This is a genomic window from Marinobacter salarius (genome assembly GCF_032922745.1).
In the GTDB taxonomy this organism is placed as follows: Bacteria; Pseudomonadota; Gammaproteobacteria; order Pseudomonadales; family Oleiphilaceae; genus Marinobacter.
Map to the genome: position 1 here is coordinate 3,684,403 of NZ_CP136693.1, position 26,701 is coordinate 3,711,103.

The 26,701-nt window shown below is 57.2% G+C and carries 19 protein-coding genes, 1 pseudogene and 1 riboswitch; of the genes and pseudogenes, 7 read left to right on the forward strand and 13 right to left on the reverse strand.

Annotation, left to right across the window (positions count from 1 at the left end; all coding sequences use genetic code 11):
- Positions 1-2: 2 nt before the first annotated feature.
- From R1T46_RS17135 to R1T46_RS17175, 9 genes are all read right to left on the reverse strand, one after another.
- The gene (locus tag R1T46_RS17135) at positions 3-1,814 is read right to left on the reverse strand and encodes a TonB-dependent receptor plug domain-containing protein (protein ID WP_317306299.1); all 1,812 of its coding nucleotides are present in this window, start codon (positions 1,812-1,814) and stop codon (positions 3-5) included.
- 144 nt (positions 1,815-1,958) lie between these two features.
- Positions 1,959-2,166: riboswitch (cobalamin riboswitch) on the reverse strand.
- A 52-nt stretch (positions 2,167-2,218) separates the two neighbouring features.
- Positions 2,219-3,238 (reverse strand): threonine-phosphate decarboxylase CobD, encoded by a 1,020-nt coding sequence (cobD, locus tag R1T46_RS17140; RefSeq protein WP_317306301.1) that lies wholly within the window; start codon positions 3,236-3,238, stop codon positions 2,219-2,221.
- Between the two features lie 28 nt (positions 3,239-3,266).
- The gene (locus tag R1T46_RS17145; RefSeq protein WP_317306302.1) at positions 3,267-3,824 is read right to left on the reverse strand and encodes a cob(I)yrinic acid a,c-diamide adenosyltransferase; all 558 of its coding nucleotides are present in this window, start codon (positions 3,822-3,824) and stop codon (positions 3,267-3,269) included.
- 42 nt (positions 3,825-3,866) lie between these two features.
- A complete protein-coding gene (locus R1T46_RS17150; RefSeq protein WP_317306304.1) occupies positions 3,867-5,564 on the reverse strand; it encodes a methylmalonyl-CoA mutase family protein in 1,698 nt (565 codons plus the stop codon).
- Positions 5,551-6,531 carry a methylmalonyl Co-A mutase-associated GTPase MeaB gene (meaB, locus tag R1T46_RS17155; RefSeq protein ID WP_317306306.1) on the reverse strand — a complete coding sequence of 327 codons (981 nt, stop codon included), beginning with the start codon at positions 6,529-6,531 and terminating at the stop codon, positions 5,551-5,553. Before meaB ends, R1T46_RS17150 begins: the two co-directional genes overlap by 14 nt.
- Entirely contained in the window at positions 6,532-7,953 is a 1,422-nt protein-coding gene (locus R1T46_RS17160; protein WP_317306308.1) for a phenylacetate--CoA ligase family protein, read from the reverse strand.
- Between the two features lie 60 nt (positions 7,954-8,013).
- Positions 8,014-8,439 carry a cobalamin B12-binding domain-containing protein gene (locus tag R1T46_RS17165; protein WP_007151650.1) on the reverse strand — a complete coding sequence of 142 codons (426 nt, stop codon included), beginning with the start codon at positions 8,437-8,439 and terminating at the stop codon, positions 8,014-8,016.
- 15 nt (positions 8,440-8,454) lie between these two features.
- Positions 8,455-9,147 (reverse strand): GntR family transcriptional regulator, encoded by a 693-nt coding sequence (locus R1T46_RS17170; protein WP_317306310.1) that lies wholly within the window; start codon positions 9,145-9,147, stop codon positions 8,455-8,457.
- 207 nt (positions 9,148-9,354) lie between these two features.
- Entirely contained in the window at positions 9,355-9,942 is a 588-nt protein-coding gene (locus R1T46_RS17175; RefSeq protein WP_317306311.1) for a CoA pyrophosphatase, read from the reverse strand.
- Positions 9,943-10,044: 102 nt separating this feature from the next.
- Here R1T46_RS17175 and R1T46_RS17180 point away from each other — a divergent pair, with 102 nt between their 5' ends.
- Entirely contained in the window at positions 10,045-10,593 is a 549-nt protein-coding gene (locus R1T46_RS17180) for an NUDIX hydrolase (RefSeq protein ID WP_317306312.1), read from the forward strand.
- 20 nt (positions 10,594-10,613) lie between these two features.
- On the opposite strand, the gene R1T46_RS17185 is transcribed toward R1T46_RS17180, so the two are convergent.
- Positions 10,614-10,925: a YqfO family protein gene (locus R1T46_RS17185; RefSeq protein WP_036206488.1), complete on the reverse strand. Its 312-nt coding sequence runs from the start codon at positions 10,923-10,925 to the stop codon at positions 10,614-10,616.
- 465 nt (positions 10,926-11,390) lie between these two features.
- Positions 11,391-15,296 (reverse strand): phosphoribosylformylglycinamidine synthase, encoded by a 3,906-nt coding sequence (purL, locus tag R1T46_RS17190; RefSeq protein ID WP_317306313.1) that lies wholly within the window; start codon positions 15,294-15,296, stop codon positions 11,391-11,393.
- 536 nt (positions 15,297-15,832) lie between these two features.
- Here purL and mltF point away from each other — a divergent pair.
- Positions 15,833-17,227, forward strand: coding sequence for a membrane-bound lytic murein transglycosylase MltF (gene mltF, locus R1T46_RS17195; protein ID WP_407070141.1), 1,395 nt, complete (start codon positions 15,833-15,835; stop codon positions 17,225-17,227).
- Here mltF and R1T46_RS17200 read toward each other — a convergent pair.
- The gene (locus R1T46_RS17200; RefSeq protein WP_317306317.1) at positions 17,222-17,689 is read right to left on the reverse strand and encodes a regulatory protein RecX; all 468 of its coding nucleotides are present in this window, start codon (positions 17,687-17,689) and stop codon (positions 17,222-17,224) included. The two genes, mltF and R1T46_RS17200, sit on opposite strands and share 6 nt — an antisense overlap.
- A gap of 185 nt (positions 17,690-17,874) precedes the next feature.
- On the opposite strand from R1T46_RS17200, the gene R1T46_RS17205 reads away from it, so the two are divergent.
- Positions 17,875-20,340, forward strand: coding sequence for a DUF349 domain-containing protein (locus R1T46_RS17205; protein ID WP_317306318.1), 2,466 nt, complete (start codon positions 17,875-17,877; stop codon positions 20,338-20,340).
- Between the two features lie 40 nt (positions 20,341-20,380).
- Here the strand turns inward: R1T46_RS17205 and R1T46_RS17210 are convergent, their stop codons facing one another.
- Complete coding sequence (locus R1T46_RS17210) at positions 20,381-20,644, reverse strand: late competence development ComFB family protein (RefSeq protein WP_317306320.1); 264 nt, start codon at positions 20,642-20,644, stop codon at positions 20,381-20,383.
- 188 nt (positions 20,645-20,832) lie between these two features.
- Between R1T46_RS17210 and R1T46_RS17215 the strand changes: the two are divergent.
- From R1T46_RS17215 to R1T46_RS17230, 4 genes and pseudogenes are all read left to right on the forward strand, one after another.
- A pseudogene (locus R1T46_RS17215) lies at positions 20,833-22,042 on the forward strand (acetyl-CoA C-acetyltransferase).
- 32 nt (positions 22,043-22,074) lie between these two features.
- On the forward strand, positions 22,075-24,225 hold the full coding sequence (locus R1T46_RS17220; protein ID WP_317306321.1) for a 3-hydroxyacyl-CoA dehydrogenase NAD-binding domain-containing protein: 2,151 nt from the start codon (positions 22,075-22,077) through the stop codon (positions 24,223-24,225).
- A gap of 131 nt (positions 24,226-24,356) precedes the next feature.
- Positions 24,357-24,497, forward strand: coding sequence for a hypothetical protein (locus R1T46_RS17225; protein WP_317306322.1), 141 nt, complete (start codon positions 24,357-24,359; stop codon positions 24,495-24,497).
- 8 nt (positions 24,498-24,505) lie between these two features.
- The gene (locus R1T46_RS17230; RefSeq protein ID WP_407070140.1) at positions 24,506-26,698 is read left to right on the forward strand and encodes a carboxy terminal-processing peptidase; all 2,193 of its coding nucleotides are present in this window, start codon (positions 24,506-24,508) and stop codon (positions 26,696-26,698) included.
- The last annotated feature ends 3 nt before the right edge of the window (positions 26,699-26,701 follow it).

Here is a 26,701-nt window from a genome sequence, read left to right on the forward strand (position 1 = left end):
GATCATAGGTCGTAGCGAATCGTCAGCATTGCGGTGCGGCCAGCGGCTATGTAAGCACTTCCATCAAAGCGCTGCGCCGTGGCGTATTCTCTGTCCAGCACGTTGTCGACCGTCAGATTGGTGGTCCAATGGCTGTCGATTTCCCACTTTGCCCGCAGATCCCAAGTGACAAAGCCGGCGAGGCGCTCTTCGTTTTCGGCATCGTCGTAACGATACCCCTGGCCCTTAACAGTGGTTCCCAACGACACTCGGCCGAAGTCCCGATCCAGGTCCACCCGGAACTGTTTCGCGCTACGGCGACGAATTCTATTGTCGGTCTCACGGTCGCGGGGGTCGGTTACCGAGGCCCCAGCCTGCACGGTCCATTCGTCCAATTCCAGGCCAGCACTCAGCTCAACCCCCCTGATGCGTGCTTCGTTAACATTGAATGGTGCGAACCGACCGTCCCTAAAGACAAATACAATCAGATCATCAGCGTCTGTCTGATAGATCGCGGCATCCCAGAACCAACGGGCGTAATTTCCGCCAATACCAAGCTCCACGCTACCTGCGGTTTCCGGTTGAAGATCCGCATTGCCGAAGTTCGGGAAGTAGAGGTCATTGAACGTGGGCGCCCGGAAAGAAGTGCTGTAGCTCACCCTTACTCTATGGTTGCGATCCATATCGACACCCATGGCGATCGCACCGGTTTCCTCACGACCAAAAGCCTCGTTATCGTCGGCGCGCAAACTCAACTGAAAGTCCGTCGGACCAAAATTCAACAGGGCCTGACCAAAAACAGCGGCGTTGGTGCGGCTGGTTTCGTCAAAGTCGGTGGTGCTGTCTACTTCATCCATCAAGAGTTCACCGCCCAAGATGTACTCATGGCGGCCGACACTGATCTGGTTCTCCCAACGGGCACTGCGGGTTTTGGTATCGAAGGTGCTGTCACCAAATTCGTCCCGTGTATCCTGCTCATCAATGGATTCGGCTAACAGGATACGGCTCCGCCAATAGTCGCTGATGGGCGCGTCCAGACGAACACCAACGGTTTGGATAGCAAAATCTGTATCACCGCCCTCGAACTCGGTATTGCCCTGGGCACGCATGAGGACAACGCCGGCTTCCCCACCGGAGTCGAACTGGTGAGCAACGGACGCCAGGGCTGAGGTGTTACGAAAGCCCTTGTCTTCGCCCCCTTCAACAATGGCCGTGCCGTCAGTTTCCAGATGGCTTGCGCTCAGGCTGTATGTCATCCGGCCTTCAGTACCGGCCGTCCCGGCCACATACTCCTGGGTATTGAAGTTGCCACCGCCGGCCTGAACCCATCCCTCGCGGCCCTTTTCGGCGCTGTGGGTAAAGGCCTGGATAACGCCGCCCACGGCATCGGCTCCGTACAGGTTACTGCGGGAACCCCGAACAATTTCTACCCTTTCCACCATTTGCGGCGGGAAATACTGCCAGGCAGCACTACCACTGGTGGCCGAGCGCAAACGAATGCCGTCCACCAGGAAAACCGTGGATTCGCTGCCAGTGCCCCGGGTGTAGACACTGGTGTTCTTACCGAACGAGCCGTTGCTGGTGATATCAATGCCGGGTTGCCCCATCAGCAGCTCGTCGAACGTTTGAGGCTGCAAACGTTCGATCGCCTCTTCATCAATCACAGTGACCGATGAGTCACTTTCGCCCCGGGTCTTCGGCCCAAGCGTGGCCGTCACGACAATGGGGTCAAGTGCCGAGACCATTACCTCTTCGTCGGCTAGCGCACTGGAAACTGGCAGGAACACAAGGGGGAGACCGGAAAACAGGACCGGCAAAGACTTCGGACAACTCATAATCAACACTCGCTGGCAAACCACGCGCACCCGCGTGATGGTTATTGTGTTGCGGAGTTTGAGTATGAGATTGGGGAGGCAGGATACGAGTCAAAGTACGGGTGTGAGACCGACGCAACTCTCCCACCGCCGTCGCCCTCCGCAACTTCCGGTGTGCATTCAGGCCGGTCTCCGGGCTTGCGAGTGGATCAGCCTGTTGGACTGGTCCGGGGCAATCACCTTCCCATGCATGATGCACAGTGGCTTTTTCGATTGCCTTTAGCTCGCTTACCGTTGCGGGGGCAGCGTCGGACTTTAACCGACTTCCCGTTTTACGCTTTCCGGCGGGGATACCGCAAAAAAGCGTTACCTGAACACGGTGTTCATCGAATCGGGCGCCAAACTAGCAGCCCTTATGTGCTAAATCAATACAGACGGCTTAAATACAGTGCCTGCTCTAACCGCGTCCATTCCGGTTCTGAGCCGGGCAATCCAAACCGCAGTGCAGCAGGATTCTCGAACCCCCGCACGAGGATTCCCCGCCGTGCGAGTTCGCCTGCAATGTCCGCCGCCCGGCCATGCCGAACGTATCGAAAGAGCGCCGTTCCTGCGGCTCCTTCAAGGCCATGCCGCGACAGGCAGTCCGCCAACCGCTGGCTTTCACTGTGCAGCCGCTCCATCGTCGCGGCCTGCCACTGATCGTCCGCCAGTGCCTGGCCCATGATAAATCGCGCGGGGCCACTGATTGACCAGGGCCCGATCATTGCACCCAATCGGCGAACAATCTCCGAGTCTCCCACCGCGGCTCCGGCCCGCAGGCCCGCCAGGCCGAAAAACTTACCCAGGGATCTCATGACGACAAGACCGGGTCTGTCGGTCGCATACCCGACACTGAGCTCTGGAGTAGCATCGACGAACGCCTCGTCTACAATCAGCCACCCACCACGACGTTGAAGCCGCTGATGCCAGCTCAGCAACCGGTCCGGATCAACAACCTGGCCAGTGGGATTATTTGGATTGATCCACACCAGCACGTCCAGTTCATCCAGCCAGCTTTCGTCATCATCCTCTAGCTGATCATTGCCAATCTCGATAACCCGATGGTCGGCAGAAGCCCAGTTGTGGCCATGCTCCTGGTAACCCGGAGAGGGCACACCTACCCGGCACGGCTTTCGTAAACGGGGCAAGTGCATGATTGCCGCCTGGCTACCAGCCAGGGCCATACATACGGCGCCCTCCGGTGCACCCACCCATTGTCTGATGAGTGGCTCCAGACCATCGTCCGGCTCCGGCAGGCGACGCCAGACCTCTTCCGGGATCGCCGAAACAGGCCACCCACTCGGATTGATACCGGTGGACAGGTCCAGCCATTGATCCAGAGGGATGCCCCACTTCTTCGCGGCGGCGCGTAACCGGCCACCATGTTCCAGCGGCAACAAATTCACGCTTCAGTACCCTGCTCGTGGGCCAGCATTATTTTCCCGGAACCCAAAGCACGTCGTCCTTACCCTGGTTGTTGGCGTGTCTGGCAAGGACGAACAGCAAATCAGACAGCCGATTCATGTATTCCAGCACCAACCGGCTGATGTCCTGCTCTTCCTGTAGCTGAGCAATGATGCGCTCAGCACGCCGCGTTACCGTGCGGGCATGGTGAAGGTGCGCAGCCGCAGCGTTTCCCGCAGGCAGGATAAAGGAGCGAAGCGACGGAATATCCGCGTTGAACCGGTCGATTTCCTGCTCAAGCTCAACGGTCTTGCCCTCGGCAAGCCTGAGTGGCGGATACTTCGGGTTCTCCACGATCGGGGTACACAGATCCGCCCCGACATCGAACAGGTCGTTCTGGATGCGTGCCAGTATCACGTCCAGTTCGTCGTCCACATGCAGCCGCGCAAGACCAATCACTGCGTTGGCCTCATCCACCGTACCGTAGGCTTCCACACGCAGGTCATGCTTGGCGACGCGGCTGCCGTCGCCAAGACCGGTATCGCCCTTGTCTCCGGTTTTTGTATAGATCTTGGTGAGCCTGACCATTCATGTCTCCCGTGAACCGGTTCTGTCAGTATTCAAAGCCGGTCAGATTACAGGTTTTTCGCGATAGGTTCCCCATATCCCTTTCAGGGTTTCAACAATATCACCCATTGAGGCGCCCTCTTTCACCAGCTCAATGGTGATGGGCATGAGATTGGCCGATTCGTCTTCGGCCTGCTCTTTCAGTTGCCTGAGCATGTCCTGGACTTTCTTCTCGTCGCGATTGTCCTTGACCCTATTCAGGCGTTCAATCTGCCGGCGTTCGGTTTCCGGATCGTGGGGATGGGTTTCGATTTCAACATCCTCTTCGTCCTGCACGAACATGTTGACGCCGATAACCGGTCGCTCGCCGCTGGCCTTGCGCAGCGCGAAGTCATAGGCGGAATCGGAGATACCTCTCTGGAAGTAGCCATCGTCGATGCACTGGAGCGTGCCGCCGAGCTCTTCCACTTCATCGAGAATCTTCCAGACTTCCTTCTCGATCTCATCGGTAAGATTCTCGACATAGTAGGAACCGCCCAACGGGTCCACCACCTGAGTGATATTGGTCTCGTAGGCGATGATCTGCTGGGTTCGCAGGGCAATACGCATCGCCTCTTCCGTTGGAATGGCGAACGCTTCATCCATGCCGTTGGTGTGCAGCGATTGGGCGCCACCCAGTACCGCAGAAAGTGCCTGAAGCGCGGTACGGATCGGGTTGATGGTGTACTGTGGCTTGGTCAGAGTGGCCGCGGCAGTCTGGGCGTGAAAACGAAGCCGGCTGGCCTCGGGTTTGGTGGCGTTGAATTTTTCGCTCATGATCTTGGCATAAACTCGCCGGGCGGCCCGGAACTTTGCAATTTCCTCGAAGAAGTCCGCCTGGCTGACGAAGAAAAAGGACAGGCGCGGCCCGAACTCATTCACGTCCACGCCCGCGTCGATGGCGGTCCTGACGTACTCCATGGTGGTTGCCATGGTATACGCCACTTCCTGTACCGCCGTCGAACCGGCTTCAGAAATGTGATAGCCGGAGATGTTGATAGGGTTGTACCGCTTCATGTTTTCGGAGCCGTACTGAATACAGTCCCGCACCAGGCGAACCGACGGCCGCACCGGGAATATCCACTCTTTCTGGGCAATGTATTCCTTGAGAATGTCGTTCTGGATGGTGCCCGACAGGTCATTGAGATCGTATCCCCGTTTCTGCGCCAGGGCGATGTACATGGCGTAGAGAATCCAGGCTGACGGATTGATGGTCATGGATACCGAGATCTTGGTCAGATCAATGTCGTCGAACAACTCCTCCATGTCGGCAAGGGTGTCGATGGCAACGCCTTCGCGGCCCACCTCACCCTGGCTCATGGCATGACTGGAGTCGTAACCCATCAGCGTCGGCATATCGAAGTCGATGGACAGACCGGTCTGGCCCTGGGCGATCAGGTACTTGAAGCGACCGTTGGTTTCCCTTGCCGTACCAAAGCCGGCAATCTGGCGCATGGTCCAGTTCCTGCCCCGGTACATGGTGGGGTATGGCCCCCGCGTAAACGGGTATTGCCCAGGGAAACCAATATCCTCAAAGGGCGTATTCTTCAGGTCCAGTGGCGTGTAAGTGCGTTTCGTCGGCATTCCCGAGGCGGTGGTGTATTCCGTCTTGCTCTCCGGCGCCCGCTTGATAAAGGACGACACCTCGTTCTGTTCCCACTGGTCGAACTCTTTTTCCATGTGCTTGAGTGCAGCGGGGTCATACTGGTCAGTGCGCTTCATGAATGGTCTCCTTCATGGCTTTTAACAAGGTTACTGCGGCTCCATGGGGGTCCAGTTCGCGCTGGGTAACCTTCTTGAGCAGTTCTTCGGTCTGCGACCTGCTGTCACGTGCAAAATTATCCCGGACAATCTCTTCAGCAACCTTCACCACCCGGGTTAATGCAATCTGGTGCCGCCGCTGGGTGATTTCGCCGCTTTTTTCCAGGTGCTCAGCGTGACGATCAATGGCAGCCATCAGGTCGTCAAAACCGGTATGCTTTTCGGAACTGGTGGGCACCACGGGCACCCGCCAGATTCCCTCGCCCGGCTCCAGGCTCATCATCAGCATGGCCTTGAGTTCCTGAATGGTTTTGTTGGAGTCCGGCCGGTCCGCCTTGCTCACCACATGAACATCGGCGATTTCCAGAACACCGGCCTTGATGGCCTGGATGTCGTCGCCCAGCCCGGGCGCGTTGACGACCACGGTCGTGTGGGCGGCACGGACAATATCGACCTCGTCCTGCCCCACCCCAACCGTCTCGATCAGCACCACGTCAAAGCCGCCTGCGTCCAGAAGATCAACCGCATCCAGGGCTGGCCTGGCGAGGCCGCCCAGGGTTCCTCGGGTGGCCATGCTGCGGATGAAAACGCCTGGGTCGGAGACCAGATCACCCATACGGATGCGGTCACCGAGGATTGCACCGCCGGAGTATGGGCTGGAGGGATCAATAGCAACAACGCCAACCTTGCGGCCGCTGGCCCGGTACTCATGAACCAGTTGCGTGACAAGGGTGGACTTCCCTGCTCCCGGCACACCGGTAATCCCCACTACATGGGCGTTGCCGGTGCTCTTGTATAGCTCGGCCAGCGCCTCGCGGACCTCCGCACCACCGCCGTTTTCAACGCGGGTAATAAGCCGGGCGATGGCGCGAAGATGCCCTTCCCGCACACGTTCAGCGAGCTTCATCGAGGGTATGCGGTTAATCATTTAACCTCCTCGCTTCTGGTTAAGGCTCTGGTAAAGATCGCGGTCGTCAACCACACGCTGGGCTTTGAAGTCCGTGCGAGGAAAGGTCTCGGGGTCAACCATGACGACCCGTGCGCGCACGCCCAGTACCCGGCTAAGTTCAGCCTCTGCTTTCTCACCGAGAGATCTGATCGCATCCGGGCCCCTGCCTGCGACCTCCTGATCAAACTCCGCTTTGACAGCCAGCTCATCCATAGAGCCACCCCGTGAAATGATGATCCGGTGCTCGCCACCATAACCAGCCAGGCCTTCCAGAACTTCCGCAATGGCGCTGGGATACACGTTTTCACCGCGGATCTGGAACATGTCATCAATTCGGCCGTAGATGCCTTTGGGCAGCCTGGGATAAGTGCGACCACAGGGATTGTCTTCCATCACCCAATGGGTCAGATCGCCGGAAACCATCCGGATCATCGGCTGGGACGTTCTCTCGAGATGGGTGTAGATCGGCGTTCCCTGCTCGCCGTATGGCACCCGGCGATGGGTGTTGGGGTCTGCCACTTCGGTGTAGACAATGTCCTGCCAAAGCAGCATGCCCTCGGTGTCTGCGCTACCGGAGGCATGCATCCAGGGGGTCAACTCTGCCATCGTTCCGCAGTCAACTACCTTGGCACCGTAGATCTGCTGAATCTTGTCGCGGATGGACGGAATAGAGCCGCCCGGTTCGCCGGAGAAGAACAGCACCTTGATGCCGAATTCTCTCGGGTCTACCCCTTCCTCGCGGGCCACTTCCGCCAGCCTTAACGCGTAAGACGGCGTTGAATACAGCCCGGCTGGCTTCATCATTCCGAGCCAGGTTACCGCTCGCGCAGTCATCCCCGGCGCACCAGCGCCGAAGGGGAAGGCTTTGCACCCCAGTCTTTCAGCCCCGATCAACGCCCCCCATGACCCCATGTAAAGGCTCAGGATCGCCGCCACAAACACCGTATCACCAGGTCGCAGCCCCATACCCCACATGATCCGGGCATGATTGTTGGCGATGGTTTCCCAGTCACACCTGGAAATGCCAAATGCGGTGGGTCGGCCGGTGGTACCGGAAGTGCCGTGAATATGATGGATGTCGCTTTCGGGGCAGCAAAGGTAATCGCCGAAAGGCGGATTTTTCGCCTGGGAATCTCGCAACTCCTGCTTGGTGACGACGGGCACTTCCTCGAAGTCTGCGAGGGTACGGATGTCATTGGCCTTTATACCGGCCTCGTCCCATTTGCGCTGGTAGAACGGCGAATGGTCGTAAGCATAGGCCATCACCTCGCGGATGCGCGCAACAATCAACTCATCGCGTTTTTCCGGGTCCATCGTCTCCCGGTCCCGGAACCAGTAGGGACTGTTCGGATCCGGAAAATAGTTGTTGCGGTAACGGGGGGGAAAATTCCACTCTTCCATCGGAGACTCCTGATATTGTTATTGGTTGTCGTCTGAGGAAATCTGCGGCCACGACTCTGGCTATCGGGCACCTCGATCTGCGACCATTTGCCGGAACGAATCAATGATTTCTTGTGGCGGAGTGTCCTGAAGAAGAATCTTGTGGACGCCCATCTGGTAGAGTTCTTTGACATCGTCGTCGGGGATGACACCGCCACCGGCAACGATCATGTCTTCGGCTTCCTTGTCTTTCAGAAGCTCCAGTACCTTGGGGAAAATGTGCATGTGCGCGCCGGACAGCAGGCTGATGCCGAGGATATCCACGTCTTCCTGAATGGCGGCGTCCACGACCTCCTCCGGTGTGCGATGCAGCCCGGTGTAGACCACGTCCATGCCCGCATCACGCAGTGCACGCGCGACAACTTTGATGCCGCGATCGTGACCGTCCAGACCGATTTTCGCCAACATTACTCGAATCACAGCTGCGTTCTTGTCATTGTTTTGCATCGCGTTCTCCTTGGATTAACTAATCGTGCTCCCGCTTCTTTTCAGGGGGTCACGGCAGACTTGAATCTCTTTCTGAAGCCATTTTGATGCGGTTTCCACATGCTCTCTGGCAAGTGTTTCAGCAGTCCGTGCATCACCGGCCAATACCGCGTTCAGTATTGCCTCGTGCTCTTCCCAAATCTGTTTCTGGTTTTTTTCGACAATGAGAATGTCACTCATGACGCGCCTTACGTGGTTCCAGTGCGCCTCCATTGAATCAAGGATGAAGGTGTTTCCCGCCAACTCGTAAATGAAGCCGTGAAAGCGCATGTCAGCATCGATCAGAGCGGGGAGATCATGTGCTTTCCCTGCCGCGAAACCTTCGGCAATGATGTCCTCACCTCGCTTTCTCGCCCCGGCATCCACACGCTGGGCGGCAAGCCCGGCGCTCACCAGATCGATCCCACACCGGAACTCGTAGAGCTGCGCCACAAAGCTCTCATCAAGCACCGACACCATCAGGCCCCGACGCCCTACCGCTGACAGAAACCCGTCATCACGCAGACGCTGCATAGCCTGGCTTACCGGCAACCGCGACACATCCAGTCTCTCGGCCAGCGTCTCCTGTGTGACCCGCTCACCCGGCTTAAGCAAACCTTCAACGATGGCATTGACCACGGAGTCGTAAATCAACTCCGGCAGGTTCTTTTCTGTTTGAATTTTTTTCATTGATCGCACCTCACGACGCAACTCCTTTTTGTCGTTTGCATACAGTATTCACCATGTAATACCTGATCACTTTATAAGCATATTAGACCTTTGTCTAATATTTGAGCACTCAGAAACACATAAAACGTCAGCGGGCCCAGGAAATGGGCCCGCAGATAAACGCGAAAAGAGAGGAGAACTCGAAAGGAGGGGGTCAGGAGACGCTGGTCAGCGTTTCGGCGGCGGCTCCAGCAAATCAATACCGGCGTCGTAGACCGCATTGAGAAAATCCACCAGAACGACCGCAGACAGGCCCCATATCTGATAGCGCTCCCAACGATAACAGGGCACATAAAAGGTATTGTTGAGGAAGTTAAGCGGGTCTGTGCGCTCTCGATTGTCGTCCAGGAAAAATTCAACGGGCACCCGGAAAATACTATCGATTTCCGCCGGGTTGGCTTGCAGGGGGTGATCGCCGGGTATCACCCCTACGTAAGGCGTTACGAGAATCTGATGCAGCGACATTACCTGGCTCAGCGGCGCAATCAGTTCCACCTGGTCGGGTGGCAGCCCGATTTCCTCGTGGGTCTCGCGCAGCGCGGTATCGGCCAGGGAATGGTCTTCCGGGTCCCGCCGCCCGCCTGGGAAAGACACCTGCCCTCGGTGAGTACTGAGGTTCTCTGATCTCAGGGTAAATACGATTTCAGGATTTTCATGGTCATTAGTGACCGGGACGAGTACGGCTGCTTCGGGGTAATCCAATGTCAACAAACGGGGTACATAGCCCGACAGGCGTTTGGTTAGAAGGTCGCGCAAAACACGGCTCCGTTAAGACTTCTGACTGTTGAATGAGACACCGGCAGCGCAGATAGTTACACTTGCTACCAACACACATTTGTCCAGTATATGGTGAAACAGATGAAATACTGCAGCACATGCGGCCACCCTGTCGAACAGCGCATCCCCCAGGGGGACAATCGTCACCGCTACGTGTGCATCAGTTGTGAAACCATACATTACCAGAATCCCCGGATAGTCGCCGGTACGGTTCCCGTCTGGAAAGGACGGATCCTGTTGTGCCGCCGGGCTATCGAGCCCCGCTATGGTTACTGGACGCTACCTGCAGGCTTCATGGAAAACTCGGAAACCACCCTCGAAGCGGCCACCAGGGAAACCCGGGAAGAGGCGCTTGCGGAAGTAACGGTGGACAACCTCTACACCATCATTCATGTGCCACACATTGATCAGGTGCACATGTTCTATCGCGCCACTCTCATCAGCGAAGACTTCGGGGCCGGCGAAGAGTCACTGGAAACCCAGCTCTTCGCACTGGAAGACATCCCCTGGGATGAATTGTCGTTCCCCACCGTCCGTCGCACCCTGGAGCTCTATGTGGAGGACGTACGCAATGAGCACTTCCCCGTGCACGTGGACGACATTCGGTACCGGATGGGGCCTCGTGCCTAAATATCCACGCCTGGCCGCCGCTACAGCGCTTCCATACGAAACACCTCGTAGGCGGGCTCTTCATAGGGATGCGCCTGTTTCAACGCTCTAAGTGCCGCCTGAATCAGGTCGTCCTTGCACACCAGCTCAACGCGGAATTCGTCCACCCGCTCAATTTCCCCGGCCTGGCCCAGAAAAGGCTGGCTGCCATCCAGCGGACGAAACTGCCCCTGACCTTTACATTGCCAGGCACAACAATCGTAATCTCCAATACGCCCGGCACCCACTTCAAATAGGGCGCTTTTGGTCGTTTCAAGATGACTCTCAGGCACGAAATAACACATCTTGTACATTCGTCAGATCCTCCCTTGAACACCGTTGTGTCAGAACAGAATCGGGCCATTCCGACACCCTTCCAACGGATAATTTTTGTACAGATTAAGCATTTAGCCACTTACCCACAGAATCTGTGGATAACTCTGGGGAAAGTTTTGGGGAACATGCCCCCATCCCCCGGAATTACTGCACTTTTGTTAAATTGGCGACAAATTCACCTACTTAATTAATTTCTTATATTTCATGTAGTTATAGTTGTCGAACAAAAAATGAACCTAAACCCAGTGCTTTGTGCACATTGCACACAGCATGGCACCAGGAATGTGCATAAACCGTTTGAGTCAAGGGGATTTTCGCACTTATAAACAAAAATTTCCCTTGAAAATCCTTGAAAACTCCCGTCGCCAAAAACAAAAAAGCCGGCCCCGGATGAGTCACCTTTATGGTGCGTCCGGGGCCGGCTTTTTAGCTCAGGCTATAGCTTAGCTGAACCAACGCCTCGCATTACGGAACATTCGGATCCATGGCGCGTCTTCACCCCAATCGGCAGGGTGCCACGAAAGCTGGGAGGTTCTGAATACCCGCTCGGGATGGGGCATCAAGATAGTGACCCGTCCATCCCTTGTGGTCACACCGGTTATGCCCGCCTCGGATCCGTTGGGGTTCCATGGGTAACGTGTGGTGACCTCGCCGCGGTTATCCACGTAGCGCAGCGCAATCAGCTCGCTATCACTCAGTTGATCTGCAGACGTTCCGGCCGGGAACTCAACCTTGCCCTCACCATGGGCAACCGCTATCGGCATCCTGGAACCGGCCATGCCCTCCATGAAAGCCGATGGAGAAGCGGGCACCTCCGCCATCACCAACCGGGCTTCGAACTGCTCCGACTGGTTACGTACGAAACGCGGCCAGCCTTCACTGCCGGGAATCAGTTCGTGCAGGTTAGACAGCATCTGACAACCATTACAAACGCCAAGCGCCAAGGTGTCCTGGCGGTTGAAGAATGCGGCAAACTGATCACGAACCCGATCATTGAACAGGATGGACTTGGCCCAGCCCTCACCTGCACCCAGGACATCCCCGTAAGAGAAGCCACCACAGGCTACCAGGCTGTTGAACCCTTCCAGGGAAACACGGCCAGAGAGCAAGTCACTCATGTGAATATCCACGGACTCGAACCCGGCACGGTCAAAGGCGGCTGCCATTTCAACCTGTCCATTCACACCCTGCTCCCGCAGCACCGCCACTCGAGGCCTGGCCCCTGTGTTGATGTATGGCGCAGAAATATCGTCGTTGATGTCGAACGTCAGCTCCGCGTGAAGTCCCGGGTCACTGCTGTCCAGCAGGTTGTCGAACTCCTCCTGAGCGCAATCGGCGTTGTCACGGAGCGACTGTACGCGGTAGCTGGTTTCCGCCCAAAGGCGCTGCAGATCCGTCCGCGGTCGGGATATAACCGACTGCCCCTCAAAGGTATAGCGAATGTGGTCGTCCTGGTTGACGGTACCGATCACCGAGGTGTGGTCACCAAGACCCGCTGCCGAGAACTGCTGCAGTACAAACCCGGTATCCTCCCGACGAACCTGGATCACAGCGCCAAGCTCCTCGTTAAAGAGCTCACGAGGGAACTGGGACGCATCTTCCGCAAGACCATCCAGCTTGATGTCTATACCGGTGTGCCCGGCAAAGCTCATCTCAGCGAGGGTGACGAACAGTCCACCATCCGAACGGTCATGGTACGCCAGCAGCTTGCTGTCTGCGTTCAGGCCCTGGATAACCGCGAAAAACGCTTTGATGTCTTCCGGATCGTCCAGATCTGGTGCTACCGCACCCACCTGCCGGTAGACCTGTGCCAGTGCCGAACCGCCGAGGCGATTCTGTCCCGCCGCAAGGTCGATCAGAATCAGATCCGTATCCCCGGCATCTGTCGCCAACTGAGGGGTCAATGTTCTGTCTACATCCGTCACCGGTGCGAAACCGCTGATGATGAGCGACAACGGGGCCGTAACACTTTTTTGCTCACCGCCATCCTCTTCCCAGACCGTCTTCATGGACATGGAATCCTTGCCCACCGGAATGGTGATACCCAATGCAGGACAAAGCTCCATACCAACCGCACGAACGGTTTCATAAAGGTTCTCATCCTCACCCGGGTGCCCTGCCGCGGCCATCCAGTTGGCGGACAGTCGAATATCCGACAATTTGGCGACAGGGGCGGCCGCCAGGTTAGTAATCACTTCGCCGACTGCCATGCGCCCGGATGCCGGCGCATCGATAACCGCTACCGGTGTGCGCTCACCCATGGCCATGGCTTCGCCTGTTTTCACATCAAAAGACGACGAGGTAACCGCCACATCACTGACAGGCACCTGCCAGGGGCCCGCCATCTGGTCCCGCGCGACAAGCCCGGTAATGGTCCGGTCACCAATGGTGATCAGAAAACTCTTGGAGCCCACGGACGGCAGCCTCAAAACACGGCTTACCGCATCGTTCAGATCAATCTTCGTGGAATCAAAAATAGGCTTGGTGAATGAGGACCGCGACACGCTGCGGTGCATGCGGGGCGGCTTGCCAAACAGCACGTCCATCGGCAAATCAACAGGGCGATCGTCGAAATAGGAATCCCCGAGTTCGAGATGGTGGGCCTCGGAGGCTTCGCCAATCACCGCATAGGGGCAGCGCTCACGGCGGCACAGGGCATCAAACTGTTCAAGATTCTCCGGCGCCACCGCCATCACGTAACGTTCCTGGGATTCGTTACACCAGATTTCCAGCGGTGACATGCCCGGCTCGTCGCTGGGAATGTCACGCAGTTCAAAACGGCCACCACGACCACCGTCCTTGACCAGCTCCGGCATGGCATTGGAAAGGCCGCCGGCCCCTACGTCATGAATAAAGCATATGGGGTTGTCGTCTCCCATTTGCCAGCAACGATCAATCACTTCCTGGCAGCGACGCTCCATTTCCGGGTTATCCCGCTGGACCGAAGCAAAGTCCAAGTTCTCGTTGCTGGATCCGGAATCCATGGACGATGCAGCACCGCCACCCAGACCAATCAACATGGACGGGCCACCAAGGACGATCAACTTGGCACCCACAGGAATATTGCCTTTCTCCACATGGCTCGCCCGGATATTACCCAGGCCGCCGGCGATCATGATGGGCTTGTGATAACCGCGTACCTCTTCGCCACCGGCACCGGGCGCTACTTCCTCGAAGGTCCGGAAATACCCGGCGAGATTGGGGCGGCCGAACTCATTGTTGAAGGCAGCACCACCAATGGGGCCTTCAATCATGATATCCAGGGGCGAGGCAATTCGCTCCGGCTTACCGTAACCAAGTTCCCAGGGCTGCGGATCATTCGGGAGGTTAAGGTTGGATACTGTGAACCCGCTGAGGCCCGCCTTCGGCTTGGAGCCGCGCCCGGTTGCCCCTTCATCACGGATCTCACCACCAGAGCCCGTTGCAGCACCGGCTGCCGGCGCTATCGCAGTGGGGTGGTTGTGGGTTTCCACTTTCATCAGGATATGGATATCTTCCTCATGATAGCGATAAACACCGGTTTCTGGCTCCGGGAAGAAGCGCCCCCCACGACTGCCGGCAATGACCGACGCGTTGTCCTTATAAGCGGAAAGCACGCCCTCACTGTTCATCTCAAAGGTATTGCGAATCATCGCAAACAGGGATTTTTCCTGCCCTTCACCGTCAATATCCCAGGAGGCGTTGAAAATCTTGTGGCGGCAATGTTCTGAGTTGGCCTGCGCGAACATCATCAACTCAACATCGGTGGGGTCACGTTCCAGATCCGAGAAGGACTTAACCAGGTAATCGATCTCATCTTCCGCCAGCGCCAGGCCCAGTGAGCGATTGGCGTCTACCAGTGCCTGACGCCCGCCAGAAAGCACCGGAACACGGTTAAGGGTGCGCGGCTCGTCGGTATGGAACAACAATTCCGCACCGCCCATCTCGTGGAAGACTTTCTGGGTCATGCGGTCGTGAAGCAACGCCGCAATCTTCTCCCGCTGCTCGAGGCTCAGCTTGCGGTTGGCTTTCACGTAATAGGCGATACCCCGCTCAATCCGCCGAATCTGCCGCAGGCCACAGTTGCGGGCGATGTCCGTCGCCTTGCTTGACCAGGGTGAAAGGGTGCCCGGGCGCGGAACCACCAGGAAAAGTACGCCGTCAGGCTCTTCGGCGGAAACACTGGGACCGTAGGTCAGCAGGCGATCAAGTACCGCCTGATCGGATTCGGACAGCGGGAATTCAAGATCCGTGAAGTGCATGAACTCGGCATACACATGTTCCACCGCAGGCACGATGTCCTGGAGGCGAGTATGCAGCTTGCGGGAACGAAAGGGCGAGAGCGCGGGAGCGCCGCGAAGTTCAAGCATGATCAAAACCTGTACGCGCGAGACTGGGAGCCGGGGCAGCATCCTGTGTTCCGTATCGACGGAGTGAAAGGTAAACAGGAAAAGGCCGGCCATCTGAAAGGCCGCAATGATACTTGAAACACGCACCGGGATACAGCGCCAAAAGGTTATAAACCGACCGCTATAATTTACATTGTTTTGCACAGTAACTGAGCAGATTCATTGACCACTCCGGTGTGACCGGGGATCATTACAGATGAGCCAGGGAGGCTCCGTATTGAGTGAACATCGGTTAAACTCCCCAAAGCTGTGCTGGCATGCCACTTGCTGCTTTTTTAGTAACGCAAGAAGTGTGAGCGAGGTAGCAGGGAGTGATCGGACATCAGGGGATATACCGTAACACTCAGCGTCCTGCATCAAGGGAGTTCAGGAATTTGCCTAGAAACCGTCGTCAGCCGTACACGGCCATCGCGAAATACACCTGCCTACTGTCAATAATCCTGACAGTTGCAGGATGCTCAAGGCCAAGCACACTTCAGGAAATCCGTTCTGAGGGAGTGCTTCACGTTATTACCCGGAATGCCCCCTCGGTTTATTTTGAAGGCCGTGACGGCCCCACCGGTTATGACTACGAACTGGCGCGCCTGTTCGCAGAGGATCTGGGCGTTGAACTCAAGGTTCGCGTCGCGAAGGACAACACCAGCGTGCTGTCGATACTTGATCAGGACTACGCCCACATCGGTCTGGCAGGGCTTTCCTCACGCCCTGATTTTCAGCAGCGTTACCAAAAGGTTGCAAACGGCATCGAAGCCGAATCCGTCGTGGTCTATAACCGCGAAGTCGACCGCCCGACCTCCCTGGAAGATCTGGAGGGACAGACTATCCACCTGGTGGCGGACAGCAATCACGAACACCAACTGGAACAGTTCAGTGCCAACAACAGCGGCCTTCAGTGGACCATGCACGCCGGTCTGGACGCCGCTGGCATCCTCTCGCGGGTGGAATCCGGCGAGTTCCCGCTGGCCATCGTGTCTTCCAATGAGCTCGAGTTGAACCATGTGTTCTTCCCGATGGTGAAGAGCGCGTTCAGCCTCGGAGAGCCTGAGCCATTACTGTGGCTCTTTCCCCATGAGCAGGACCAGAGCCTGGCAAATGCCGCCGAGCAGTTTATTCAGGAGCTGCGGGACGACGGCACACTGGCGCATATTTCCGAGCGATTCTACGGTCATCTCGACCGCCTGGACTATGTTGGCGCGCGGACCTTTGTTCATCACGTAGAAAACCGCCTGCCCAAATACGAAAGCCTGTTTCGCGACTACGCCAAGACCTACGAGCTGGACTGGCGACTGCTGGCCGCAATGGGCTACCAGGAGTCCCACTGGCGCCCCAATGCGGTCTCGCCGACCGGTGTTCGCGGCCTGATGATGCTAACGCGGAACACTGCCAGCCATATTGGCATCAACAATCGTCTCGATGCCGAGGAAAGCATCCAGGGTGGCGCAAAATATTTCACCATCGTACATAGCCGGGTCCCTGATCGCATTCCGGAACCGGACCGAACCTGGTTTGCCCTCGCCTCCTACAACGTTGGCTGGGGCCATGTGGAAGATGCCCGCAGGCTGACCGAGGGCGCCGGCAGAAATCCTGACCGCTGGATGGACGTCAAAGAATTCCTGCCACTGCTGGCCCAGAAGGAATGGTATTCCAAAACGCGGTTTGGCTACGCCAGGGGGCATGAACCGGTGATTTACGTTCAGAACATACGCCGCTACTACGATTTCCTGGCCTGGCTGTCGGAGCCAACGAAGGTAGTGGAAACTGAGGAAAAGCCCTGGTTTAAAGAGCTGGAGGGTATGGAAAAGATTGTCGGCCCCGTCGAAGGCAAGGAAAACAACAGCGACATCAGGGCGTCGCTGCCAGAGGAACTCGGTTTCGTTCCACCAACGCTATAGCCTCTGATCAAGCGCGTTTTCCACGTGTTCCGAGGAAAACCCCCGACGGGCAAGAAAGCGAGCCTGACGGGCCTTTTCATCCCAGTCATCGCGAATATCGCTGAGCCCGAATCGTTTTTCCCGAAGCAACGTCGCCCGATCGGACCAGTCCGTGTCATTCATCGCCCTGACGCAGAGCGGCGTCTCCTGGATGCCCCTTTGCTGGAGTTCAGCCTGTATTCTCAACGGTCCATAGCCAAGATCCATTCGCTGCCGGGCGTAGACCTCGGCGAACCGCTCGTCGCTTAACCAACCTTCGGCTTCATAGTCGTCCAGAACCTGTTCAATCACATCCGATTCGATCTTCCTTTGCTTGAGCTTCAGAGCGAGCTCCAAACGGCTGTGTTCCCGTCGGGCGAGCAGACGCAGCGCGGCAGAACGCGCCTTGTGGTCCTGATCTTCCGGATTTGGTGCTTTTCCCATTCAGACTCTTCCCGCAAATGCCGACAAAACGCTAGACTAGCCCCCACCTAATACAGCTGACCATTCAATTCCTTGGATCGATCAGCTGACGTACCCGGCACCCGGAACTCCGGACAACGCCGATGGCTGGTGCCTGCTTACTTTGCCGGCACCGGGAACTGGTTTCAATATCAAAGGACAACCCCATGGCCGCATTCATCCAGAAACTGTTTGGAAATCGCAAGGCAACCGCGACTGCCGTTACCGCTCGCAAGGAAGCCACGAAAGAAGAGGCCGACAGGACCAGCAGGCAGGATGACCAGCGAGAGCTGCAGGCAAAAACACTAAAAGCCAACCCGACCGAAGGCGAACTCGAAGAACTGGCCACTGGCGGCCTGACAGCAGGAATACGCAGCGAGGCCGCGGAAGCACTGACTGAAAAGGCCACCCTGCAGCGCGTCCAGAAGCTTGCCAAAGGCAAGGACAAAGGGGTCTATCAAATCGTTCGCCAGAAGCTACAACGGATTCGCGACGACGAAGATCGACAACGAAAACTGGCCGAAACCATCCAAACCATCGTGCGCCACGCGGTTGAGCAGGCCCGTAGCGACGACACGAAGTTGTTTGAGGCGCGCCTGGACGCCCTCCTTCAGAAATGGACTGATGTGGAAGCTCAGGCCTCACAGGAACAGACCACGGAGTTCCTGCAGGCTGTTCACCAATGCCGCGAACGGCTGCGCGAGATGCAGGCCGAAAAGGACCAGCTCAGACATCAGCAAGAGCAAAAGAGCCAGCGGGCCGAAACGCTGTCCTTACTGGAAGACACCCTTGATGAACTGAAACATCAGGACCCGGATCTGGAGCCTTCCCTTGCCTCCCTGGATGCCTTGCAGAAAACCCAGGAGAACCGCTGGCTGGAAGCCACCCGGGACGCCCAGGTGGAGAAACAGGAACAGAAAACCTACGAGAACCTGATGCAGTCGCTGCGGGGTTATATATCCGCAGTCAAGCGCCTCGGCCAGCACCGCGACGAGATCATGGCATTGCAGGCTACCGACAGCAGTGACACCGATGATAGCAAGCAGACCGATCAAGCCAGCGTAATACTGGAAAACGTCGACTGGCCCCGCGATTTCAGGCGCCCCACTGTGCTGGACACTCTGAACCGCATTGCAGGAAAACCCCGCCCTGCAAAAACCGACAAACCAGACTCTGAAGAACAGAAGGCCATGGCTGATTCGCTTCGGCAGGTGTTGGATAAGCTGGAGGAAGCTCTCGAAGCCAAGCAGTTGAAGGAGTCCCGCCAGCACTTCAAGGCCGCTCAACAACTGGCAAAAGGTCTCGATCATCGCCATGGCAAATCACTGCAACCAAGAATGCACCTGCTCGGCGGCCAGCTTCGCGAACTGACAGACTGGCAGGGCTTTGCAACGCGCCCGAAACAGGAGTCACTGTGCGAACAGATGGAATACCTGGCAAACCAGCCCATGGAACCGGAAGCCAAGGCTGAGCGCATCAAGGAACTGCAGAACGAGTGGCGGGGTTTGGGAGGTTCTTCTGATCGCGATCTATGGTCACGGTTCAAGCAGGCCTCGGATCAGGCGTATGAGCCCTGCAAGGCCTATTTTTCCGCCAAGTCCGGGCTGAAACAGGCAAACCTGGAAACCCGCAAGACGATTTGCGATCAGTTGGGCACGTTCCTCGACAACGCCGACTGGAATAACATTGACTGGAAAACGGCTGAACGCATACATCAGACCGCACGTGAAGAGTGGAAAGCGGCCTGGCCCGTGGAATTTCGCGACAATCGCCCGGTTCAGAAACGATTCGACGATTTGCTAAAACAGCTTGAGGCGCCGTTGGATACCGAGCGCAAGAAAAACGAAGCTCTCAAGCAGGGCATCGTTGAGCGAGCGGAAGCCCTGATTGAACACGAGCCTCTGGGCGATGCCATGAATCAGGCGAAAGCGCTACAAACGGAGTGGACGAGCATTGGCATTACCCGCCACCGCGAAGACAGAAAACTGTGGCAGGCGTTCCGCAAAGCCTGCGATCAGATCTTCGCACGGCGGGATGCTCGCAGGGACGAACAGGAACAGCTTTCCCGCAAGGCGGATGAAAAAGCGGGACCGATACTTGATGCCAGCCAATCCGCGGGTTCCGATAGCACTCTTGACGGGCTCAAAGCGACACTGTCTGAACTTGACTCTCTCAGGAACGAGCCTTTGTCTGCGGACAGCAGGGATCGGGTTGGTCAGGAACGCAGTCGCCTTTCGGGGCTGGTTTCGACCCGCCAGCTACAGGAACAGATAGATACCTGGAAAAGTTGGATCAATTCCCGGAGTTCGAGCGCCCTGGACAGCGACGCACTGCCACAGCACTGGGCCGGGCTGGCTGCCGATGTAGGCCAGCCAGACCCGGTAGAACTGGTTATTCGGGCGGAGATACTGGCGGAAGTGGCGTCACCAGCGGAAGACCAGGGCCGGCGTATGGAAATTCAGGTACAGCGGCTTGCCGAGGGTATGGGCAACGCTTCCTCGGGCAGCGACAAATCAAGGCAGTTGGAAATGCTGGTTGCCAATTGGTGCCTGGTTCAACCTGTGGATGTTGTCAGTGAGCCCCTGGCTGAGCGGCTTGGTAAAGCGCTGGAGGCTATACTGCGGGAGAGCTAACCATCGCGCTGATGGCTTTTCATTCCCGCTGATGGCTCTTTTATTCGCGCTGATGGCTCTTCACAAACTCCCTGGCCTCCCGAACGGCGGTCAGGGCCTGTTTTTTCATGGTTTCGAGTTCGCCGTCGGCGAGGTAGAACATCATATCGATGCTGTGGCGGTAGTATTTGGCTGGTAGCCGATTCAGCGCCACACACATCACGTCGGTCAGGTAGTCCTGATTGTCACCATCCCCTCTCGTTTCATCAATGGCCTCCACAACCAGCGGCTCGTAAAAGTTATCGATGGCATCTCTCAGGGACATCGCCTTGCTCCTGCTTGTGATGGGTATCTGTCTACACCATAGAACCCTACCCTGAAATTGTCATGACCGGAGTGAGCAGTTTCGCCAATTCGATTGGCAGTGCTCGTCATTACGCGCACCCGGCACGACCCGCTATGGTTACCCTTTGCAATGCTATTACTGAGTCAACGACCAACAGAGGACAGGAAATGACCACCGAAGCCTATATCTTCGATGCGGTTCGTACGCCCCGGGGGCGCGGCAAGAAAGACGGCGCCCTGCACAGCGTTAAACCCATTACGCTGCTGACCACCGTTCTCAAGGCGCTACAGGAGAGAAACAGCCTGGACACCGCCCAGGTGGACGACATCGTTATGGGCTGCGTGACTGCGGTTGGCGACCAGGGTGCGGATATTGCCAAAACCGCCGCCCTGGCGGCGGACTGGGACGAAGTTGTAGCCGGTGTCACCCTGAACCGCTTCTGTGCGTCCGGCCTTGAGGCCGTCAACCTGGCGGCGATGAAGGTCCGTTCCGGATGGGAAGACCTGGTGGTTGCCGGCGGTGTTGAAGGCATGTCTCGCGTTCCCATGGGTTCCGATGGCGGTGCCTGGGCCACGGACCCGGCCACCAACCTGCACACTGGCTTCATGCCACAGGGCATCGGCGCGGACCTGATTGCAACACTGGAAGGCTTTAGCCGGGAGGATGTAGAACGGGTTTGCGGTGAAGTCACAACAAAAGGCCGCCAACGCCTGGGAAAACGGCTATTTTTCAAAGTCCATCGTTCCGGTTACCGACCAGAATGGCGTGATGATCCTGGATCGTGACGAGCATGTACGCGGCAACACCACGGTGGAATCCCTGTCCAGCCTCAAGCCCTCGTTCCAGATGATGGGTGAAATGGGCTTCGACGGCGTCGCCCGGGAAAAATACCACTACGTGGAGACGATCAATCACGTGCACCATGCTGGCAACTCCTCCGGCATTGTGGATGGCGCCACGGCGCTCCTTATTGGCAGCGAAGCCAAGGGCAAGGCCATGGGGCTCAAACCCCGAGCACGTATCCTGGCCACAGCAGTCACCAGCACCGACCCCACTATCATGCTGACCGGCCCTGCCCCGGCGGCTCGCAAGGCGCTGAAAAAAGCCGGCATGACAGCGGACCAGATTGACCTGTTCGAAGTAAACGAAGCGTTTGCCTCCGTGGTGATGCGCTTCCAGAAGGAGTTGTCGGTTCCGGACGAAAAAGTGAACGTGAACGGCGGCGCTATCGCCATGGGCCACCCACTGGGCGCCACCGGCGCCATGATTCTGGGCACCCTGCTCGACGAACTGGAGCGGAGAGAACTGCGCTACGGCCTGGCCACCCTGTGTGTGGGTGGCGGAATGGGTATTGCCACCATCATTGAGCGCGTCTGAGCCGACGACTGATTCTGAGAGGAGAACCAACTATGAGCACCATTCACTACGACCTGGGTTCAGATCAGATCCTGACCCTGACCATCGACATGCCCGGCCAGTCCGCCAACACCATGAACGCCGATTTCCGAGCGGCACTGACAGAGACAGTGGGCAAGGTTAAAAGCGATCTCGACACTATCCGCGGCATTATTGTCACCTCCGCCAAAAAAACCTTCTTTGCCGGCGGTGACCTGAAAGAGCTGCACAAAGTAACCCGGAAGGATGCCGGTGCCTTTGAAGACATGGTCAACGGCATGAAAGCCGAGATGCGCGTCCTCGAAACCAGCGGCAAACCCATCGTGGCAGCCATCAATGGCTCTGCCCTCGGTGGTGGTCTGGAAATCTGCCTGGCGTGCCATCACCGGGTTGTTCTGGACGAAGACAAGATTCAACTGGGCCTTCCGGAAGTCACCCTTGGACTGCTGCCCGGTGGCGGCGGCACTCAACGCCTGCCCCGTATGATCGGTTTGGAAGCCGCTTTCCCTTTTCTGATGGAAGGCAAAAAGGTAAACCCGAAAGCGGCGCTCAAGGCCGGCATTGTTGATGAACTGGCCTCGTCCACCGACGACATGATGGCCAAGGCACGGGCCTTTATCGACGCCAACCCAAAGAGCCAGCAGCCATGGGACCAAAAAGGCTTCAAGTTTCCTGGCGGCGCGCCTCACCACCCCGCCATGGCCCAGAAGCTGGCTATTGCGCCGGCAATGCTCAAGCAGAAAACCAAAGGCTGCTACCCCGCCCCGGAGCGTATCCTGTCAGCCGCCGTGGAAGGTGCCCAAGTGGACTTCGACAATGGCAGCCTGATCGAGACCCGCTATTTCGCGGAACTGGTTATTGGTCAGGTCGCCAAGAACATGACCGGCACCTTCTGGTTCCAGCTCAACGCCGTCAACGCGGGTGAGAGCCGCCCCGCAGGCGTAGAGAAAGAAACCTTCCGCAAAGTGGGTGTTCTGGGTGCAGGGATGATGGGCGCCGGCATCGCCTACTCAACCGCAACCCGGGGCCTGGAAGTGGTCCTCAAGGATGTATCCACGGAAAACGCCGAAAGAGGCAAGGCCTATTCCGAGACACTGCTGGCGAAAAAGGTCAGCCGCGGGCGCATGACGGAAGCACAGAAAGCCGAGGTACTGGACCGCATAACGGCCACTGGTTCCGCAGACGACCTTGAAGGCTGCGACCTGGTCATCGAAGCGGTTTTTGAAGACAGCAACCTGAAAGCAAAAGTAACCCAGGAAGCAGAAGCAAAACTCGTCGAGAACGGCCTCTTTGCCTCCAACACCTCCACCATCCCCATTACCCAATTGGCCAAGGCCTCGGCTCGGCCCGAAAAATTCATTGGACTGCACTTCTTTTCGCCGGTGGACAAGATGCAACTGGTGGAAATCATCGTGGGTGAGAAAACATCTGACGACACCCTCGCCCGCGCCTTTGATTACGTCCAGCAGATCGGCAAGATCCCCATTGTGGTCAATGACAGCCGCGGGTTCTTTACCTCACGCGTGTTTGGCACCTTCGTCAATGAAGGCATCGCCATGCTGGGTGAAGGTATCCATCCGTCCAGCATCGAAAACGCTGGCGTACTGGCCGGCATGCCGGTCGGCCCGCTGGCGATTTCCGATGAAGTCAGCATGACCCTTATGCAACATATCCGCGACCAGAGCAAAAAAGACTCGGAAGCGGCCGGTCAAACCTGGAACGCTCACCCGGCGGAAGCCATCATCGACCAGATGGTCGGCAGCCACGACCGCAAGGGCAAGGCCGCCGGTGCCGGCTTCTACGAGTACCCGCAATCCGGGAAAAAGCACCTCTGGCCGGAACTGGACACACTGTTTGTCGATCGGGAAAAAGCTCGGAACACGGACCTCCAGGAGCTGAAAGACCGCATCCTGTTCATCCAGGCCATCGAAACCGTACGCTGCCTGGAAGAAGGCGTACTCCGGACCGTTGAAGACGCCAACATCGGCAGCATTTTTGGTATTGGCTTTGCCCCGTGGACAGGTGGTGCCATCCAGTTCATCAACCAATACGGCGTAAGAGCCTTTGCGGAACGGGCGGAATTCCTGGCCGCGCGCTTTGGTGAACGCTTCAACCCACCGCGTCTGTTGTTGGAAAAGGCGGAAAGCAACACGCTCTTCGAGTAACCGAGGCAGTCCTTGCCGGAGTTGCACCCGAGCGCTCCGGCAAGGATTTCACGTCGTCTTTCCGCCGGCTCGCGCGTTCACAAATCTGACGACTTCATGGACAGATTGTCACGTACAGAAACTTCCCCGCTATGGCAACCGCTTCTGTGCTTGCCTACAATAAAACCATGAGCCAATCCAGCGATATCGAAAAAGCGCTAAATCAACTGCCAGCGGCCACTCATCAGGGGTCCCTCTCCGTAGCGCCCGGTATCGTCCACACCGTCAGGTAACAAAGCTTATGAGCATCGCGGAACGATTTGTCACCCGTTACAGCACGACCATGGGTGGGGTAATCCCCGGCAGAAAGACGTTTGCCCTGGCCCTCACGCTCGCACTTGCTGTGCCTGTATCGGCCAAGCTGGACACCGAAAAGGTTTATCAGCCAGTGTCCCCAACGGTGGAGCAGGCCCGCGCCAACATATTGATTGCCCGTCAATTGCAGTTCACCCACTTCCGCGATTTGAGTATTAATGACTCGCTGTCTGGCGATGTGTTTGACGCTTACCTTGACTACCTGGATGGCCAGCGCGTCTACCTGACACAGAAAGACATCGACAAGCTCAGTGCGATTCGGCTTGGGCTCGGATCGGCACTCAAAACCGGTCAACTGCAACCGGGTTTTGATATCTACAACCTGGTTCAGCAACGCATCATTGAACGCCTCGAGTTCGCTCTCGACCTGATCGATAACGGCATCGACAAGCTCGACTTCAGTGCCGACGAACGCATCCTGCTGGACCGCTCCGACGCCGATTGGGCCGCCGACAGAGAAGCACTGGACGACATGTGGGTAAAAAGAATCAAGAATGCCGTCCTGGCCCAACGTCTCAACGATTCCGATGACGAATCCATCAAGGAGGCTCTGCAGCGGCGCTATGAAGGCCAGTTGAAGCGCGCCTACCAAGCACGTAGCGAGGACGCGTTCCAGGCTTACATGAACGCCTTCGCGGGCATGTGGGACCCACATACCTCCTACTTTTCACCGCGCACGTCCGAGAACTTCAACATCAACATGAGCTTGTCCCTCGAGGGCATCGGCGCGGTGCTGCAATCAGACAACGAATACACCAAGGTGGTGCGCCTGGTGCCGGGAGGGCCTGCCTCAAAGCAAGGCCAGCTTGAGCCGGCAGACCGTATCGTGTCGGTCAAACAGGACGACGAGGAAAAACCCGTCAACGTCATCGGCTGGCGCCTCGACGAGGTTGTGGATCTGATTCGCGGTCCCCGCGAATCCACGGTGACCCTGGAAGTCATTCCCGCCGATGCCCCGGATGAAACCGTCACTGAAACCATCGCCATTGAGCGGGACAAAGTGAAGCTCGAGGAACAAAGTGCCAGCAAGGAAGTCATCGAATTCGAACGGAATAACGATACCTATCGCATTGGCGTGATCGACATCCCCACCTTCTATGCTGACTTCAAGGCGATGCAGGATGGCGATCCCAACTACAAAAGCACCACCCGTGATGTTCGCAAATTGATCGACGAGCTGAAGGCGGACGGCGTCGATGGCGTGGTGATGGACCTCCGCAACAACGGCGGCGGCGCACTCCATGAAGCCAATGACCTGGTCGGCCTGTTCATCGAGGAAGGCCCCACGGTGCAGATTCGTAACTCCAACAACGACGTACAGGTACTCAATGACGAAGACCCGTCCGTTGCCTATGATGGGCCGATGGTGGTACTGGTCAACCGAATGAGCGCTTCCGCATCGGAGATTTTTGCCGGCGCCATCCAGGACTATGGCCGGGGCCTTGTGGTTGGCTCCCAGACCTTCGGAAAAGGCACAGTACAGGCCGTTCGCCCACTCAATCACGGTCAGCTGAAAATCACCCAGAGCAAGTTCTACCGAGTGTCCGGTGGATCAACCCAGCACAAAGGTGTGATTCCAGACATTGAAATCCCGTCGCGCGTGGACAAGACCCGTATTGGCGAGGATGCGCTGGATCACGCGCTGCCCTGGGACCAGATTGAAGCCGTGCCACATGCGCGCTACTTCGACTTCAGCGGTATTATCGATGAACTCCGGAAGCGTCACGATACCCGGTTTGAGGAGAACCCGGAGTTCAGCTTGCTGCAAAAGGAAATCGAATTTCTGAAGCAGCAACGTGAACAGGAATACGTCAGCCTGAACCTCGAAAAGCGCAAGGCATATCAATCACAAATCGAGAACACTCGTTTGACCATCGCCAATGCACGCCGTGACATACGCGGTGAAGAAGCCTTCGAAAGCCTGGACGCACTGGACGACTGGCAGGACGAACAGGCGGCGGAACCAGACAGTGCAGACGACGAACTGGATTTCGTTATCCGCGAAGGTGGTAACATCATGGCGGATATGCTTGAGCTTGATCAGCGCATGGCATCCATCCTGGTTCCCAAGCAGATCACCGCCCAGGCGGACACGCTGAGCGGCAAGTCAGGCCAGTAAAGG